The sequence below is a fragment of the Vibrio kasasachensis genome (assembly GCF_050337565.1).
GTDB classification, from domain to species: domain Bacteria; phylum Pseudomonadota; class Gammaproteobacteria; order Enterobacterales; family Vibrionaceae; genus Vibrio; species Vibrio kasasachensis.
This window is the reverse complement of the sequence record NZ_JAKJTB010000009.1, coordinates 355,448-370,597: the sequence shown is the minus strand read 5'-3', so window position 1 is coordinate 370,597 and position 15,150 is coordinate 355,448. Positions and strand designations below refer to the sequence as shown.

Below are 15,150 nucleotides of genomic sequence, written 5' to 3'. Positions count from 1 at the left end.
GTGAACAAACGGTCTTTTGTCCTGCTGATACTACTAACGGTGTTAACTGCATGTAGTTCGTCAGAGAAGTATGAGCCAGAAAAACTGCCGACTAAAGTTACTTTCAGTTTAGTCAGTGATGAAGGCACAAACCCAAACATCTGGGGAGAAGCAACACCGATAGAGCTTCAAGTATTTGAGTTGGAGGATGACTCGATGTTTATGTCAGCCGACTATGACCAGATGAAAGAAGACTACGAAGGTACGTTACGTAGTAATTTTGTCGATAATTACGATTATGTCCTTACACCGGGTCAGTTTAAATTTGTTGATGCGTTTGAGATAGATGAAGACACCAATTTTATCGGTGTTATGGCGCATTTTTCCGAACCAGAACTGAGTGAGTGGAAAAAGGCAGTAAAAGTACTCAAGACGGGTCGGGAATACCATCTTTTGATGTATTTCAAAGATTACGATGTAAAGCTGGAAAGGGTGGAATAACAAGATGTTTACGCGAAATCGTGTAATTTGGAATGAAGGTTTATTCATTAAACCGCAGCACTTCCAGCAGCAACAACGTTACTTTGAACATATTATCGATGAACGGGTCTCTTCGGTTAGCCGCTACTTATACGGTGTTTCTGAGCTAATACTCAATCCTGAGTATCTTTCGTTTGGTCGTATTTCTATCGAACGGGGAGTTGGTATTATGCCTGATGGTACGGTGTTTCGTATCCCGCAGGAAGATACTTTGCCCGATGCATTAGAGATTGAAGACTCTTCACTTGCGAACCAGTTAGTTTACCTAGCTGTTCCTTTGAGGAGTGGATCTTTGATGGAAATAAACTGGCCAGAAGATCGCGGGACGGGGCGTTATACAAGCAGCCGTATTGAAGTGCGTGATGTACATACGGTTAGTGGCGATATCACTACGTTAGATGTATCGCCAGTGCGAATCCAGCTAATGCTTGAGCATGAAGACAGGAGCGCATTCGCCTCAATTGCTATTGCACGAATCTTGGAGAAACGCCCTGATGGGAGCGTCGTTCTAGACCCGGACTTTATTCCTTGTCATCTCAATGTCGCGAGCAATGCCGCATTGCACCGTTTCGTTAACGAAATATCGGGGCTAATGCGGGAACGCGCAAAAAATATCTCACAGCGTATCAGTTCACCCTCTCAAGGAGCGGTAGCTGACGTGTCGGATTTTATGTTGTTACAGGCTTTGAACCGCTTGCAACCGCAAGTTCAGCATCTTGCACAATTACGCAGTCTGCATCCAGAACGATTATTTGAATGCCTTTCGAGTGTGTGTGGCGAACTCGCTACGTTTACCGATGAAAGCCGGATGCCGCCGAGCATTCCAAGCTATAACCATGATATGCCGAATAGTTCCTTTGGACCTTTGATTCGAAGCTTAAGACAAAGCTTGAGTATCGTGTTAGAGCCGAGAGCCGTCTCGATTCAGTTAGATAAACGTAAATATGGCTTGATGGTCGCACCAATTCAAGACCCTCAATTGATTGAGAGTGCTGAGTTTATCATTGCGGTGAAAGCGCGCTTACCACTTGATGAATTACGCAGTCTTTTCACCCAGCAAACTAAGGTGTCTTCAGTGGAAAAAATTCGCGAATTGATCTCTTTGCAATTGCCGGGTATTCCGATTACGCCTTTGCCTGTGGCGCCAAGACAACTGCCTTATCACGCAGGTTATGCGTACTACCAATTGGATAAAACGAGCGCAGCATGGTCGATGTTATCTCAATCAAGTGGGTTTGCTTTTCATGTAGCAGGGGCATTCGAGGATCTCGACCTTCAGTTCTGGGCAATTAGGAGTTGATGATGGACATCGATAAAAAGAACACACAGTACAGCAGTTTGCTTTTTGACAACGTTGAGCAAATCAATCGTGACCAAGATTACTGGTTTCAATTGCGTGGTGATAACAGCAATAACTTGATTGATGCGGCAACCCCATTGTTTGGTTTGTCGCTACGCGTCAGAAATTTATCCGAATGTGACAATATCGAACAAATCTACAAACAAGCCGTTGAAGAAATTAAAGCAATTGAAATTGAGCTGACTGAACAAGGTTTTGAACACGCCATCTTAATGGCTTATCGCTATGTTTTATGCGCTTTTCTTGATGAAGCAGTTATGGGAACCGATTGGGGGTCATCAAGTGTATGGGCCGAATATTCGATGTTGTCACGCTTTCATAACGAAACGTGGGGTGGTGAAAAGGTATTTACGATTTTAAATCGCCTAGAAAATGAACCTCAACGTTATCGCTCACTATTGGAATTTATCTATCAATGCTTGGTGTTGGGTTTTGAAGGTAAATATCGAGTAATGGAAGGTGGGCATAACGAGCGTCAAAAAGTGATTGCTCGTTTGCATAGTACCATTGCCACCCTAAATGAACATGAGCCAAAAGAGTTAACATCCGCGACAGATCAGGTAGTTAAGTCGACATATAACTTAAGGCGCCAATTGCCCATTTGGTCTGTTTTACTCGGCTTCTTGGTGATCTGGTTGGTGGTGTTTTTTAGTTATTCCAACGCACTTAACGGCAAATCGATTGACGTATTAAATCAGTTAAATCAAATACTCTAATTATACAGGCTAGGTGAACGTAGTGATCCGTATTGAATTACCCAAGTTAATTTCGAAACTTAATGAACAGAGTAAGCTCGCTCTGGAGCAAGCTGCGTCATTGTGCATTGAGCGCCAACACTCAGAAGTGACCTATGAGCATTTGTTGCAAGTGCTACTTGAAAATCCACTGTCAGATATACGTATTATTTGTAAGCAAGCTAATCTTGATGTGGAGACGATCAAGCAAGCAATCAGTGCGGACTATACGCGTGAGCAAACATTAGATACCTATCCGGTATTTTCACCGCTGCTAGTGGAGTTGCTTCAAGAAGCATGGTTACTTTCAACCACAGAACTCAATCAAAATCAGCTTAGATCTGGGGCGATATTTTTAGCGGCGCTGGTACGCGAAGATCGTTATTTGTCGTTGAACTTAATTAATCAATTCCAACACATTAATAAAGAAAGTTTGAAAAAGGATTTTGATGGTTTATTGCAAGACTCCTCTGAAACTGTGAGTGATAAGTCGTCGGCTTCATCTGACCAAACAAATCTTGTTGGCGATTCAGCTTCTTCGTCATTATTTAAGTTTTGCACTAACGTTACCGAACAAGCACGTAATGGTGAGTTAGACCCTGTGTTATGCAGGGAAAGCGAACTAAACTTGATGATAGATATTTTATGTCGTCGTCGAAAAAACAACCCTATCGTCGTGGGGGACGCAGGTGTTGGTAAAAGTGCGATGATCGAAGGGCTTGCATTGCGTGTTGTAGCGGGGAACGTACCTGTACAATTACAAAATGTTGAATTGTGTTCACTTGATCTTGGTCGATTACAGGCTGGCGCATCAGTAAAAGGTGAGTTTGAAAAACGCCTTAAGGGTGTCATCGATGAAATAAAAGCCTCACCTAAGCCGATTATTTTGTTTATCGATGAAGCGCACACTTTGATTGGTTCTGGTAACCAAGAGGGGGGAAGTGATGCGGCTAACCTACTCAAACCAGCGCTCGCACGTGGTGAGCTGAGCACGGTGGCTGCGACCACATGGAAAGAATACAAAAAGTACTTTGAAAAAGACCCGGCACTGACTCGTCGATTCCAACTGGTCAAATTGGAAGAACCCACGATCTCTCAAGCGGTCGATATTCTGCGTGGCCTAAATCGTGTGTATGAAAAAGCACATAATGTATTGATCACAGACGATGCTCTGAAAGCCGCCGCTGAACTTTCAGCCCGCTATATCTCAGGTCGCCAACTCCCGGATAAAGCGATAGATGTCCTTGATACCGCATGTGCTCGTATCGCAATTAATATTACGACACCACCCAAGCGTTTGGCGCAATTAGAAACGACTTGCTACCAACGTCAACTTGAAATTGACATACTAGAGCGAGCTCAATACTTAGGACAAGACGTTGATACAAGTCGCTTGGATAGGTTATGCAGTGAAGAGCACGCTGATGAATTAGAGAAAACTGAATTAACCCTGCAATGGCAAGAACAAAAAGGAATTATTGAAAATATAATTGAACTGCGTGAACAGCTTTTGGCTGTTCGTGACTCTACAGAAGAAGGTTCATCATCTGATCGTGAGGATCTGGTTGCTAGGCTTCAAGAACGCTATCAAGTGTTGGACAGTATTCCGCAAAATGAGCATTTAATGCACCCACAGGTTGACTCGAAACAGATAGCAGAAGTAATTGCTGATTGGACAGGAGTCCCCGTTGATCAGATGAATAGTGATGAGCTACATAAAATAACTCATTTATCATCAATTCTAGCGGAATCAATTAAAGGTCAAGATGCTGCGATTGAACGTATACATCGCCATTTATTGACTGCCCGCGCTGACTTACGCCGCTCTGGGCGTCCTAAAGGTGCTTTTTTACTCGTTGGTCCAAGTGGGGTTGGTAAAACAGAAACGGTGGTGCAGTTAGCTCAGCATTTATACGGTGGCAAGCAGTTTTTAACCACAATCAACATGTCGGAATATCAAGAAAAACATACCGTATCACGCCTAATCGGCTCGCCTCCAGGTTATGTCGGTTACGGCGAAGGGGGAGTTTTGACGGAAGCGATCCGCAAGATGCCTTATTCGGTAGTGTTGCTCGATGAAGTGGAAAAAGCTCACCCTGAAGTACTCAATATTTTCTATCAAGCGTTTGATAAAGGGGAGCTGTGTGATGGTGAAGGGCGTTTGATAGATTGTCAGAATATTGTTTTCTTCCTCACATCGAATTTGGGCTATCAAACGATAGTTGATCATGCTGATCAACCAAGCCTTCTGGATGAGCGCCTTTACTCGGAGTTGGCCGCATTCTTCAAACCAGCGTTGCTTGCGCGAATGGAAACGGTTTTCTATCTGCCGCTTATGAAAGAAGTACTTGAGCAGATAGTGCGAGGAAAACTGGCTAGCCTTGAACAACTATTTATACAGCGATATGCCGCCGAAGTTGTCATTGAAGACAGTTTGATCGCTGAAATTTTAAATCGAGCGACACGCTCTGAAAATGGTGCGCGTATGCTCGAAGCGATCATTGAAGGGCAACTACTACCGCCGATTTCATTGTCGTTATTAAACAAATTGGCTGACCGTAAGCCAGTCAACCGCATCTATTTAGCGGCTGAGGACGGCGAGTTCATCGGAGAGGTTGAGTGAACATGAATCAGTGGTTAGCTTACGCAACTGAACTGGTTGTCGCGAGAAAACCGAGTCAATTGGCTACCATGTTTGTGGACATCTTGCGCCAAGAGCTAAGGCTTGATAAGTGCATGCTACTTATTCCTAGTTCTGATGGTCGTATGCTGTTGCCGCAGGATAGTGCTCTCGAACTAAGCTGGTCTGTTACTGATTTTGATTGTCCTTTTGCGCATGTATTGCAATCGGCAAAAGCGATGTGTTTGAACTCAGACGAACTGGTGTTCTGGCGTCTAAATCGTTGTTTTAATGAACTTACACGCAATGTCGGTCTATTGGACTCCGTGATGATACATCCTTTACCGTTGGGAGATAAGCAAGTTGAATCTGTGCTGCTGTTGATTGGTGAGCATAGCGTTGTCGAAAATCTATTCGAGCAGCTGGAATTTGTGAAGTTCTTAGGTGTGTTTACTCATCAATGGTCACTGTTAAACGAAATAGAGCGTGAAAATCAGAATCGTCAGGTGTTGTCTGAATCACTGTCTGATGTTGAACGTGACAAAGTACGTTCAACCACCATCGCTCAGCTATCTAGAACCTTGATTGGCAATAGTAGCGCTATGGATAAATTACGCGAGCAGATCATTAATGCCGCTCCTTCAAAGTTGTCAGTGATGATTCAAGGAGAGACAGGTACAGGTAAAGAGTTGGTCGCGCAAGCAGTACACCAACTTTCACCGAGAAAAGATGCCCCCTTTGTTGCGATCAACTGTGCTGCGATTCCAGAAAGCCTGCTTGAAAGTGAGCTATTTGGTTACAGCAAAGGCGCTTTTTCTGGAGCAGACAAAGAAAAGAAAGGTTTAATAGCGCAAGCTGACGGTGGAACGCTGTTTTTGGATGAGATTGGAGACATGCCCCTTAACTTGCAAGCCAAGTTACTACGTGTGCTTGAATCCCGAGTGTTTAGACCTTTAGGTGGTAAAGATGAGCTTACATCGGATTTTCGTTTAGTTTCGGCGACACACGTGAACCTGCTGGCACAAGTAAAAAACAAAGTATTTCGCCAAGATTTGTATTACAGATTGCTGCAATATCCAATTACATTGCCAACCCTTGCAGAAAAAATTGAAGATATTGAAATGCTTAGCCAGCACTTTGTTGACTCTTTTAACCAGCAACATCAAACCAGTATTCGCGGTTTAGATTACAAAGCAATCGATTGCCTTCAGCGGTATGATTTTCCAGGCAATGTGCGCGAGTTAAAACACCTGATCGAATTTGCTTGCGCGCAAACTGCCGATGCAACCCAAGTTGAAGAACACTGCTTTGAACATCGTTTATCTGGTATGGATTTCGTTGCGAAATCAGCAACAGATCTGAACGGGAGTGAAGAGCACAAATCAGGGCTTAGTTTAAACTTTGAATTAATTGATGACTTGAAGTTGGCAGTCAATGAATTTGAAATACATATTATTCGCGAACGTCTTCAATACTTTTCTGGTGATAGAGCAAAAGCTGCCGAAAGTCTTGGTATACCTAAGCGTACCTTGGCCTACAAGTGCCAAAAGTTGGAAAGTAAAACACCATGATGAAAATAAACTTCAGTCTTTCTGTCGGGCTATGCTTGAGCATGGGCTTGTCAGTCGCGCAAGCTTCTGATGAAGCATTTGAGCGTGCCCAGCAGTGCACCGAGATAACATCGCGCTTGGATAGGTTAAGTTGTTTTGATGCACTATTTAATACACCGGCGAACGTGCTATCTAACCCATTACCGCACTCTGATGTGCCGATTTCATGGCAACGAGCGTTTGATAGTTTAAACCAATATCAAACAGGGGACGTGAGTCATCTAACTACGCAAGGTAACAGTGACAAAGGTAATGCTTGGGTTACGTTAATGGCTCTAAATAAAAATACGGGTTTTGCAGGAAATACCAAACCGGTGTTGCTACTGAGCTGTATTGATAATTTGAGCCGAGTTGAGTTGGCGTTTCCGAGCGCGATAGATGACCCTAAAGTGCAAATATCGATTGTTGGTATGCCTGCTCAATCATGGAGAAGTGACGACCTAGGTCTGTTGTTTTCATCGGGAAGGGGTATGCCGGCAATCGCAATGATGAAAGCAATGGCAAAGCAAAACCGTTTAGTTCTACGTTCAAATTCCCCTTTAGTTGATGGACTTTGGTTTGATGCCAGTAACCTTTCGACATTACAAACTGCGTTACAAATGCGTTGTGGGTGGTAACTAGTGACAGTGAAACTAAATAATTATTGCCGTTATGTAACTCAGCCGATTCAGGCAGACAATCCTGTAGGAAAGCGCCTAGTCGACGAGCCGTTATATGATTTCATCGAAGATCAAATGATGAAGGTCGGTTCATTATCACACACGAGTGTGCAATGGGAAAAAGTCGAGCAAAGTACGCTAAAGCTGCTGGGTGAGAAGAGTAAAGATCTCAAGTTGCTTATCTATTTGTTGCAATGTTTGCACAACGACGCAACACCTGTCCGGTTTATTACTTCAATAGAGTTAGTAACTCATTTTATGAATTTGTACTGGGATGGTTGCTTTCCCGTACCAGGAGAGAAAGGACGTGTTACTCGTGGTAAATTTTTTGGCCAGATCGTACAGCGATTTTCTTTGGCTATCGGCAAGCTAGACTTCAGTCAATTTAGTCATCAGGAACGTAATGATTTAACCCTTGCAACAGAAGCGTGGCTAAAAACCACCATCAAACAAGGCGTATCTTCCGACGGTGTAGAAAGCTTGGTTACAAAAATTGGTAGCCAGCAGCAGCGAGCAACGGAACGAGAAAATGTCGACACTCACGAAGAAGAGACCTCAGTCGTAGAGCAAATATCTACAGTTAAGAGTGCCGTCTCAATTGACAGCTCGAGTGATAAGGCGACAAAGCAATCAATACTCAAAGTCGCTGATTTTCTATCGCAACAAGAGTTTGGAACGGACCTCGCGATAAGGGTACGGCGTTATGCTGTCTGGTCTAGCATTACTTCTTTGCCAGAACATGCAGCGAGCGGGGAAACACAACTACGTGGAATGATGCAAGAGCGAGTCAAAGAGTATCAAGATCATATGCGTAGCCCGGATTTAGTCTTATGGCAGAAGGTAGAACAGAGTCTAACGATGGCTCCGTTTTGGTTTGAAGGTCAAATGATGAGTTACCAAATCGCACAAAGCCTTGGAAAGGAGTCGTGGTGTGATGCGATCTTAAGTGAAAGTGAGCAATTTTTGGCGCGTATGCCGATGTTACTCGACCTCAAATTTAAAGGGGGTGAACCTTTTATCAGCGAGGCAGTGAAGCAATGGCTTTTAAGCTATAAAAATGCGGGCGGCTCAAATTCATTGGGTGGTACTTGGCAAGAGAAGGGTGAAGAAGCAGCTATCCTCGCAAAAGAGGGAGGAATAGCGGTGGCGTTATCCATGCTCAATGATGGCTTACTAGAGGCAAATGAACCTAGAGACAAGTTTTATTGGCGGTTGTTATCCGCAGACTTGTTGAACGCTAATAGTTTAGATGCAATGGCGAAAGAGCAGTACCAAACGCTGCATTCTCAAATTACTACCATGAGTGTAATTGATTGGGAGCCCTCATTGGTCGAGCAATTAGAACAATACACAACGTCACAGTAAACGAAGGATAAAAATCCATGTGGAATTACATTTTTAGGATCGTGCGGAAGTTAAAACCAAACTTCATCTCGGCGATGCCTATTTTACTAATTAGCTTATTTCTGTTAGTGAACGTGGCAATTTGGTGGGCTGGTCCTTGGCTAGAAATTGCAGGTGATACACCTTTAGATTCAATCATTGAACGAGCGGTAGTAAGCAGCTTATTTAGCTTATCAATGCTTGCCCTATGGGGGGTATTGCAATGGCGAAAACTGTTGGGGCTTAGAGAAAATCAACAACATGAACAACAGTTACGAGAAGACCCAATAAAAGCGTATGAACAGCGACAAGAAATTGAGCTGAATCGTGTCATGGTGGCGATGAAAGAGAATATAAACCAGCATGACTATCTTTATGCTTTGCCGTGGTACTTAGTTCTTGGTCTAGAAAATGCGGGCAAGACGAGTTTGATCAATCGCTCAGGACAAAACTACGTATTTTCATCGGTTATGCGCGCTTCTGGACAAAAAAGTGAAAACCCGTATTCATTTGATTGGTGGATTGGTGATGAGTCTGTACTGATCGACCCGGATGGCGAGCTTCTTACTCAGGGTAATCACAGTAATGAAGATAGTGGAGAAATGGAACGCCGCTTATGGCTGCACTTTGTCAATTGGTTAGGGAGAACGCGCAACCGTCGTCCGCTCAATGGTATCGTTTTGGCTTTGGATGTTTCGCGTCTTGCGACAGGAACCGCAACTGAGCGCAAAGCTTACGCAAACCTTTTGCGTGCGCGTCTACGTGAGTTGATGGAAAGTTTATCGACCCGTTTACCTGTCTATGTAACATTGACAAAACTAGACTTGTTACATGGGTTTGAACCGTTCTTTAAGCATTACACACGTCGCCAACGTGAAGAGGTGTTGGGCTTTACTTTCTCGCTTGATTCCGTTGATGAATTAGATAGCTGGCTTAATGAATTCTCGCAAGAATATGGTCAGTTTATCGAACGAGTTAATGATGTATTACCTCATGCGGTTTCGGCGCCGATGTCTCTGGAAGAGCGTAATGCGATTTACAGTTTTACTCGACAAGTTTCGGGTCTAAAAGATATTTTAACGAATTTTTTAACTGAAGCTTTAGCGAGTGACCAATTTTCGACGTCGGCTTTGGTGCGTGGTGTTTATTTCACTTCGGTGTATCAGCAAGGTGTGCCAACCAATGCATTTGATGATGCCGCTTCACGCCGCTATGGGTTAGATCACGCCATTAATAAAGCGCAACAAGCGAAAAATTCAACCATCTATTTTACGCAAAAACTCTTCAATAATATTATTTACCCCGAAGCTGGGCTGGCGTCTGATAATGTCCGCGTGACAAAACAAAATCGCCGCGTAATTGGTCTAACCGTAATGGCGTGTTCAATTGCTACGGTTTTACTGGTTGGAACGTGGCACCGTTACTATCTCGACAATGTACAACATTCCGATGCTGTATTAACTAAAGTTAACGAATACAAAAATGAGTTTGTACCCAACATCAGTACGGTTTCACAGCAAGATGTATTGGAGCCGTTGAATAAAATACGTGAAGCGACTTTAGAATTTGGTTTCTTTCGCGATAAACCTGAGTACATTTCTGACTTTGGCTTATATCAAGGTCATACCATAGGTCCAATGGTCGAAGAGACGTATCTAAACTTGCTCGAAAGCCGTTTCCTGCCAATGTTGATGGCTGATTTAGTGGTCCAGCTTAGGCAAGCAAGGACAGATGAAGATAAGTTAGCCGTTTTGCGGGTCTATCGGATGATGGTTGATAATAGTGGTCGCTATAAACATTATGTACTCGATTACTTCGGCAAGTATTGGCAGAGGGAATATGCTGGTCAGAGAGAGATTCAAAAAGAGCTAATTGATCACTTAGATTATGCCATGTTGCATACCGATTTGACGGGATCACGGGCGAAAGGCGACCTAAATTCTGAGCAAGTCATGAAGCCGTATGACTATGAAATAGGCAGAGTTCAAGCAGAGCTGAGTGTGATACCGAATGACCAGCGTGTATACCGCAATCTAAAGCTCAACTCTCAAGTTGTTCTTGGTCCATCCATTAATTTGCGTAATCTTATTGGTCCGGTTTTTGACGTGGTGTTTGAAGAGCGAGCGGTCAATAGTAGCGCGATATATATTCCTCAAATGTTAACCAAAAAAGGTTTTGAAGACTATTTCATGCCTCAGTCCGAATCTATTTCGGAACTTGCATTGATTGATAGTTGGGTTCTGGGGCTATCGAAATCGGCGCAATTTAGCGAAGCGGATAAACTGGCATTACGTGAAAACGTACGCAAACTGTATGTTGCGGATTATACCAGTACTTGGAGTAGTGCACTGAGTGAGATAAACATTCGCTATTTCCATGATATCAATGATGCGGTGTCTGTTCTGGAAAATTTAACCAGTAGTATTGAACCTATTCAGCGTTTACTCCGTGTACTAGAAAGCAACACACAAATGTACGCCAGTATTGCCAGCGATGAAGTGGCACAGGAAGAGTTGTTAAAAAATTCCAAATATAACGTCGCTGCACAAATTGATGCCCCATTTACTGAATTGAACAGCATGCTTGTAGAAGTGGGTGATAAGCCTGCGTACATTAATGAAGTTCTGCTAGCTGTGGAAGGGTTGCACAATTATGTTAAATCTATCAAAGAATCGCCAGATGTCGGTATGGCGGCATTAGATGCAACAAAAGCACGCGTCAAGCTAGTTAATGCTGACCCAATTTATACAGTTAAACGTATTGCATCGGGATTACCAAAACCACTGGATACCATGCTAGAAAAATTAGCCGAAGAAAGTTGGTATGTGGTTAAGCAAGAAGCGATTAGGCATTTGGAGGTTCGTTGGCATGATGATGTCTATAAAACGTTCCAGCAAAAGTTAGCGGGTCGCTATCCATTTAATCCATCGTCGAAGAAAGATAGTTCGTTTGAAGATTTTGAAGCCTTCTTTGCCCCAGATGGCACCTTGGATAATTTCTATAACACTCAATTGAAAATGTTTGTTGAAGAAAAAGTCGCTGTAAATGATGAAGGTTACACGCAAGGTGTAGTGCGAAAAGAGGTGATCAATCAGCTTGAGCAGGCGAATAAAATTAGGCAAGCATTCTTTAACCGCAAAGGGGTTTTGGATGTTAGTTTTTCAGTTGAGCCATTGCTTTTAAGCAGCGACAAGCGTCGTAGTGTATTGAATGTGGACGGTCAATATCTCGCCTATAATCATGGTCCGAGAGACAGTGTTGAATTTATTTGGCCAAATACTTTCCGTGAGTCTGCCGTCTCCAAAGTGACGTTAGTGCCTTCGAAAAATAACATGTCACCTCGAAGTATAAATATACGAGGACCGTGGGCGTTTTTCCGTTTGCTTGAGCAAGGTGACGTAGTTGGAGCGAGCGCTACTTCTGTGGACTTTAAGTTCTCAGTTGATGGCGGTGCGATGATTTATCGACTTAATTCGGAAGCAGACATTAACCCGTTCACAGAAAGATTGTTTAAGTCTTTCAAATTATCTAAAACCTTGTATTGATACTAGTTGTATACCCAAGAAACTTGAAGGTGCAGGTCGGCGGCAAGTAAGAAAGTCCCCTGAGCATAGGTGAACTATGTGATTGGGGCGCACGAACACAGCCAACACCGCTGCAGCTTCAAGTATGACGGGTATATCAAGGTTAATAAAGGAGCGATAACCATCGCTCCTCAAATCCCTCCTGCTGATATTATATTTCCCCATAGAGTAGCTATGAAAATTTGCACACCAGCTTATTGTTGAGGTGTGTAATTTTACTATTTATCGTTGGACGTACTTGCCATATCAATCAATGGCATGAATACTGGGCACTTTCTCGGCGAAATCAACATCATTCTTAATGAGTATTAAATAGAGTTATGGCAGTTTTAGAAATTCTGACGGTACCAGATCCAAGGCTTAAGGTTAAGAGCGAGACAGTGAGTGACATTGAGTCAGTACAAACATTGATCAACGATATGTTGGATACGCTCTATGACACAGACAACGGCATAGGATTAGCTTCAACTCAGGTTGGTCGTAAAGAGGCAATCGTCGTTATCGATCTTTCAGATGAACGAAATGATCCCTTGATACTTATTAATCCGGTAGTGGTTAGCGGTAGTGAAAAAGCACTAGGGCAGGAAGGGTGTTTATCTGTACCTGATTACTATGCGGATGTGGAGCGTTTTACTTCGGTAGTTGTCTCTGCGTTGGATCGCAACGGTCACCCGATCACAATAGAAAATGGTGAGTTCCTTGCTATTGTGATGCAACATGAAATCGATCACTTGTCCGGGAATTTATTCATCGACTATTTGTCTCCTTTAAAGCGTCAGATGGCAATGAAGAAAGTTAAAAAGTATCTTAAGAACAACTCTTAACTACGCCTATAGCTAATAATGGATTAAGCGTTTGCGCAGCGAAATTAAGGACCAATAAGGCACCTGACTAGAGTCAACGATGAGCTTAAGTGGGGAGTCATATTATTTGAGGTATATAACAAGGAGGTTTTATGCTTGGAAAGCATCAAGAAGTGTATGGGGCTTTTTATCGCTCTACTCATGACAATGAGCATTTGGATAGACGTACGGAATTGTTGGTTGGTTTATCGGCGGCAATGGCGATGAACTGCTTACCATGTACTCGATATTACCTGAATGAAGCAAAGAAAGTGGGTATCACGAGAGGTGAAATTTCCGACGTGACAGCTAAAGTGATGGCTGTTGCGGCTGGGCAAAAAAAGCTACAAATGCAAGAGGTTTTGCGTAAGTATAATATTGACTTAGATAGTTTTGAATAACCACTTTAAAGTATGGAGTTGCTAAAATGGATATTGATAACCTACCTTTTGGAATCACTGATTGGAGTGAAATCGAGGCTACTGAGCACACGGGTGAGACTGGTGTGGCTTATTGGAGAACGAAACAGTTTGGCAAGATTCGAGTGCGAATGATGGAATATTCGCCTAACTATCTCGCTGACCATTGGTGTGACAAAGGGCACGTCTTGTTCTGTATTTCTGGCGAATTGACCACAGAGCTAGAAGATGGTCGTACTTATGTTCTAAAACCGGGTATGAGTTATCAGGTTGCAGATAATGCCGAGGCTCATCGCTCTTCTACAGAATTTGGTGCAAAGCTATTCGTTGTTGATTGACGTGTTGAGAGATTACGCCTTCATTAACGATCTCTAAATCGAACACTCTTACGACTAATGGATGAGGGCATTTGCTTGTATCGAAAACTCAATGGGTTAAGCTGAGTAGTAGGTCAACTAACAGCGAGACTGTGTCATGTACAAGGTATTGATAGCAGACGATCATCCACTATTTCGAGATGCAATTGTACATATTTTAGCGAGTCGGTTTCCCGACAGTACAAGTCACGAAACGGAAGATATTGCTACTACTCTAGCGTTTGCCAAAGGCAATGAAGACATTGATCTTATCATGCTTGATCTGAACATGCCCGGTATGTCGGGGCTCGATGGGTTACTTGATCTTATTAATGAATGCCCCACAACGCCTGTTGTGGTCGTTTCAGCAGAGAATAAGAAAGAAATCATTCTCCAAACCATCGCCTATGGTGCGGTTGGCTTTATCGCTAAATCTTCATCGAAAGAAGATATTTCAGAAGCAATAGCGACCGTTTTAGAGGGGAATGTTTATTTGCCCTCAGATATTATTCGTACCCCAACGAACGCTAGTTCCAGACATGAATCCCCGTTGCTTCCAGAGATGCTGTCATCACTAACAAGGCGACAATTGATGGTGTTGAAGTGCATGACTAAAGGCGAAGCCAACAAACAAATTGCTTACAACTTAAATGTCTCTGAGACAACTGTGAAATCACACGTCTCGTCAATATTGAAAAAGTTGGGTGTCTCCAATCGAGTGCAGGCAGTACTTGGTTGCAGTGGCATTGATTTTAACCAATACCTTAAGCGTTAATTTGCATCAGTCTATACCCAAGTAACCTCAAGATGCTTAGTTCAGCGAGAGTTGTTAGGTTTGCAGGCAAGGCATCGATTTGCAAATCTAGTCGCTCTAAATTAAGAATCGATAACGTAGTCTGCAAACCTAACAAACTCGCCCTTCGGGAGCCTGTCACTGGAACCATTTTCTCGTCAAACAACTAGGAAATAGATCGCTATTCCACGTCGTTGTTTTCCTTAAACTGGAGCCAGTGACAAGGCTCTGAATCCTGCGTCTTGAAGTCACTTGGGTATAACTATGTTTC

General features: G+C 43.1%; 12 protein-coding genes. All 12 read left to right on the top strand.

Annotated features, from left to right (window positions below; genetic code table 11):
* The 12 genes from tssJ to L4C38_RS04435 all read left to right on the top strand — a co-directional run bounded on the left by tssJ (nucleotide 1) and on the right by L4C38_RS04435 (nucleotide 14,861).
* Nucleotides 1-480, top strand: a complete 480-nt coding sequence (gene tssJ, locus L4C38_RS04490) for a type VI secretion system lipoprotein TssJ (protein ID WP_428796337.1) — start codon at nucleotides 1-3, stop codon at nucleotides 478-480.
* Between the two features lie 4 nt (nucleotides 481-484).
* Nucleotides 485-1,819: a type VI secretion system baseplate subunit TssK gene (tssK, locus tag L4C38_RS04485; RefSeq protein WP_428796336.1), complete on the top strand. Its 1,335-nt coding sequence runs from the start codon at nucleotides 485-487 to the stop codon at nucleotides 1,817-1,819.
* Nucleotides 1,820-1,821: 2 nt separating this feature from the next.
* On the top strand, nucleotides 1,822-2,595 hold the full coding sequence (gene icmH, locus L4C38_RS04480) for a type IVB secretion system protein IcmH/DotU (protein WP_428796335.1): 774 nt from the start codon (nucleotides 1,822-1,824) through the stop codon (nucleotides 2,593-2,595).
* A gap of 22 nt (nucleotides 2,596-2,617) precedes the next feature.
* Nucleotides 2,618-5,236: a type VI secretion system ATPase TssH gene (gene tssH / locus L4C38_RS04475; RefSeq protein ID WP_428796334.1), complete on the top strand. Its 2,619-nt coding sequence runs from the start codon at nucleotides 2,618-2,620 to the stop codon at nucleotides 5,234-5,236.
* Nucleotides 5,237-5,238: 2 nt separating this feature from the next.
* Nucleotides 5,239-6,804: a sigma-54 interaction domain-containing protein gene (locus tag L4C38_RS04470; RefSeq protein WP_428796333.1), complete on the top strand. Its 1,566-nt coding sequence runs from the start codon at nucleotides 5,239-5,241 to the stop codon at nucleotides 6,802-6,804.
* Nucleotides 6,801-7,460: a type VI secretion system-associated protein VasI gene (gene vasI / locus L4C38_RS04465; protein ID WP_428796332.1), complete on the top strand. Its 660-nt coding sequence runs from the start codon at nucleotides 6,801-6,803 to the stop codon at nucleotides 7,458-7,460. Before L4C38_RS04470 ends, vasI begins: the two co-directional genes overlap by 4 nt.
* A gap of 9 nt (nucleotides 7,461-7,469) precedes the next feature.
* On the top strand, nucleotides 7,470-8,867 hold the full coding sequence (gene tssA / locus L4C38_RS04460) for a type VI secretion system protein TssA (RefSeq protein WP_428796428.1): 1,398 nt from the start codon (nucleotides 7,470-7,472) through the stop codon (nucleotides 8,865-8,867).
* Nucleotides 8,868-8,884: 17 nt separating this feature from the next.
* On the top strand, nucleotides 8,885-12,430 hold the full coding sequence (gene tssM, locus L4C38_RS04455; RefSeq protein WP_428796331.1) for a type VI secretion system membrane subunit TssM: 3,546 nt from the start codon (nucleotides 8,885-8,887) through the stop codon (nucleotides 12,428-12,430).
* A 359-nt stretch (nucleotides 12,431-12,789) separates the two neighbouring features.
* Complete coding sequence (gene def, locus L4C38_RS04450) at nucleotides 12,790-13,293, top strand: peptide deformylase (protein ID WP_428796330.1); 504 nt, start codon at nucleotides 12,790-12,792, stop codon at nucleotides 13,291-13,293.
* A 131-nt stretch (nucleotides 13,294-13,424) separates the two neighbouring features.
* Entirely contained in the window at nucleotides 13,425-13,712 is a 288-nt protein-coding gene (locus tag L4C38_RS04445; protein WP_428796329.1) for a carboxymuconolactone decarboxylase family protein, read from the top strand.
* 26 nt (nucleotides 13,713-13,738) lie between these two features.
* On the top strand, nucleotides 13,739-14,068 hold the full coding sequence (locus L4C38_RS04440; RefSeq protein WP_428796328.1) for a DHCW motif cupin fold protein: 330 nt from the start codon (nucleotides 13,739-13,741) through the stop codon (nucleotides 14,066-14,068).
* A 136-nt stretch (nucleotides 14,069-14,204) separates the two neighbouring features.
* Complete coding sequence (locus L4C38_RS04435; RefSeq protein ID WP_428796327.1) at nucleotides 14,205-14,861, top strand: response regulator; 657 nt, start codon at nucleotides 14,205-14,207, stop codon at nucleotides 14,859-14,861.
* Nucleotides 14,862-15,150 lie beyond the last annotated feature (289 nt).

Coding starts and splice junctions, on each gene's coding strand:
- tssK (WP_428796336.1), top strand. CDS start 485: ATGTTTACGCGAAATCGTGTAATTTGGAATGAAGGTTTATTCATTAAA.
- icmH (WP_428796335.1), top strand. CDS start 1,822: ATGGACATCGATAAAAAGAACACACAGTACAGCAGTTTGCTTTTTGAC.
- L4C38_RS04470 (WP_428796333.1), top strand. CDS start 5,239: ATGAATCAGTGGTTAGCTTACGCAACTGAACTGGTTGTCGCGAGAAAA.
- vasI (WP_428796332.1), top strand. CDS start 6,801: ATGATGAAAATAAACTTCAGTCTTTCTGTCGGGCTATGCTTGAGCATG.
- tssM (WP_428796331.1), top strand. CDS start 8,885: ATGTGGAATTACATTTTTAGGATCGTGCGGAAGTTAAAACCAAACTTC.
- def (WP_428796330.1), top strand. CDS start 12,790: ATGGCAGTTTTAGAAATTCTGACGGTACCAGATCCAAGGCTTAAGGTT.
- L4C38_RS04445 (WP_428796329.1), top strand. CDS start 13,425: ATGCTTGGAAAGCATCAAGAAGTGTATGGGGCTTTTTATCGCTCTACT.
- L4C38_RS04440 (WP_428796328.1), top strand. CDS start 13,739: ATGGATATTGATAACCTACCTTTTGGAATCACTGATTGGAGTGAAATC.
- L4C38_RS04435 (WP_428796327.1), top strand. CDS start 14,205: ATGTACAAGGTATTGATAGCAGACGATCATCCACTATTTCGAGATGCA.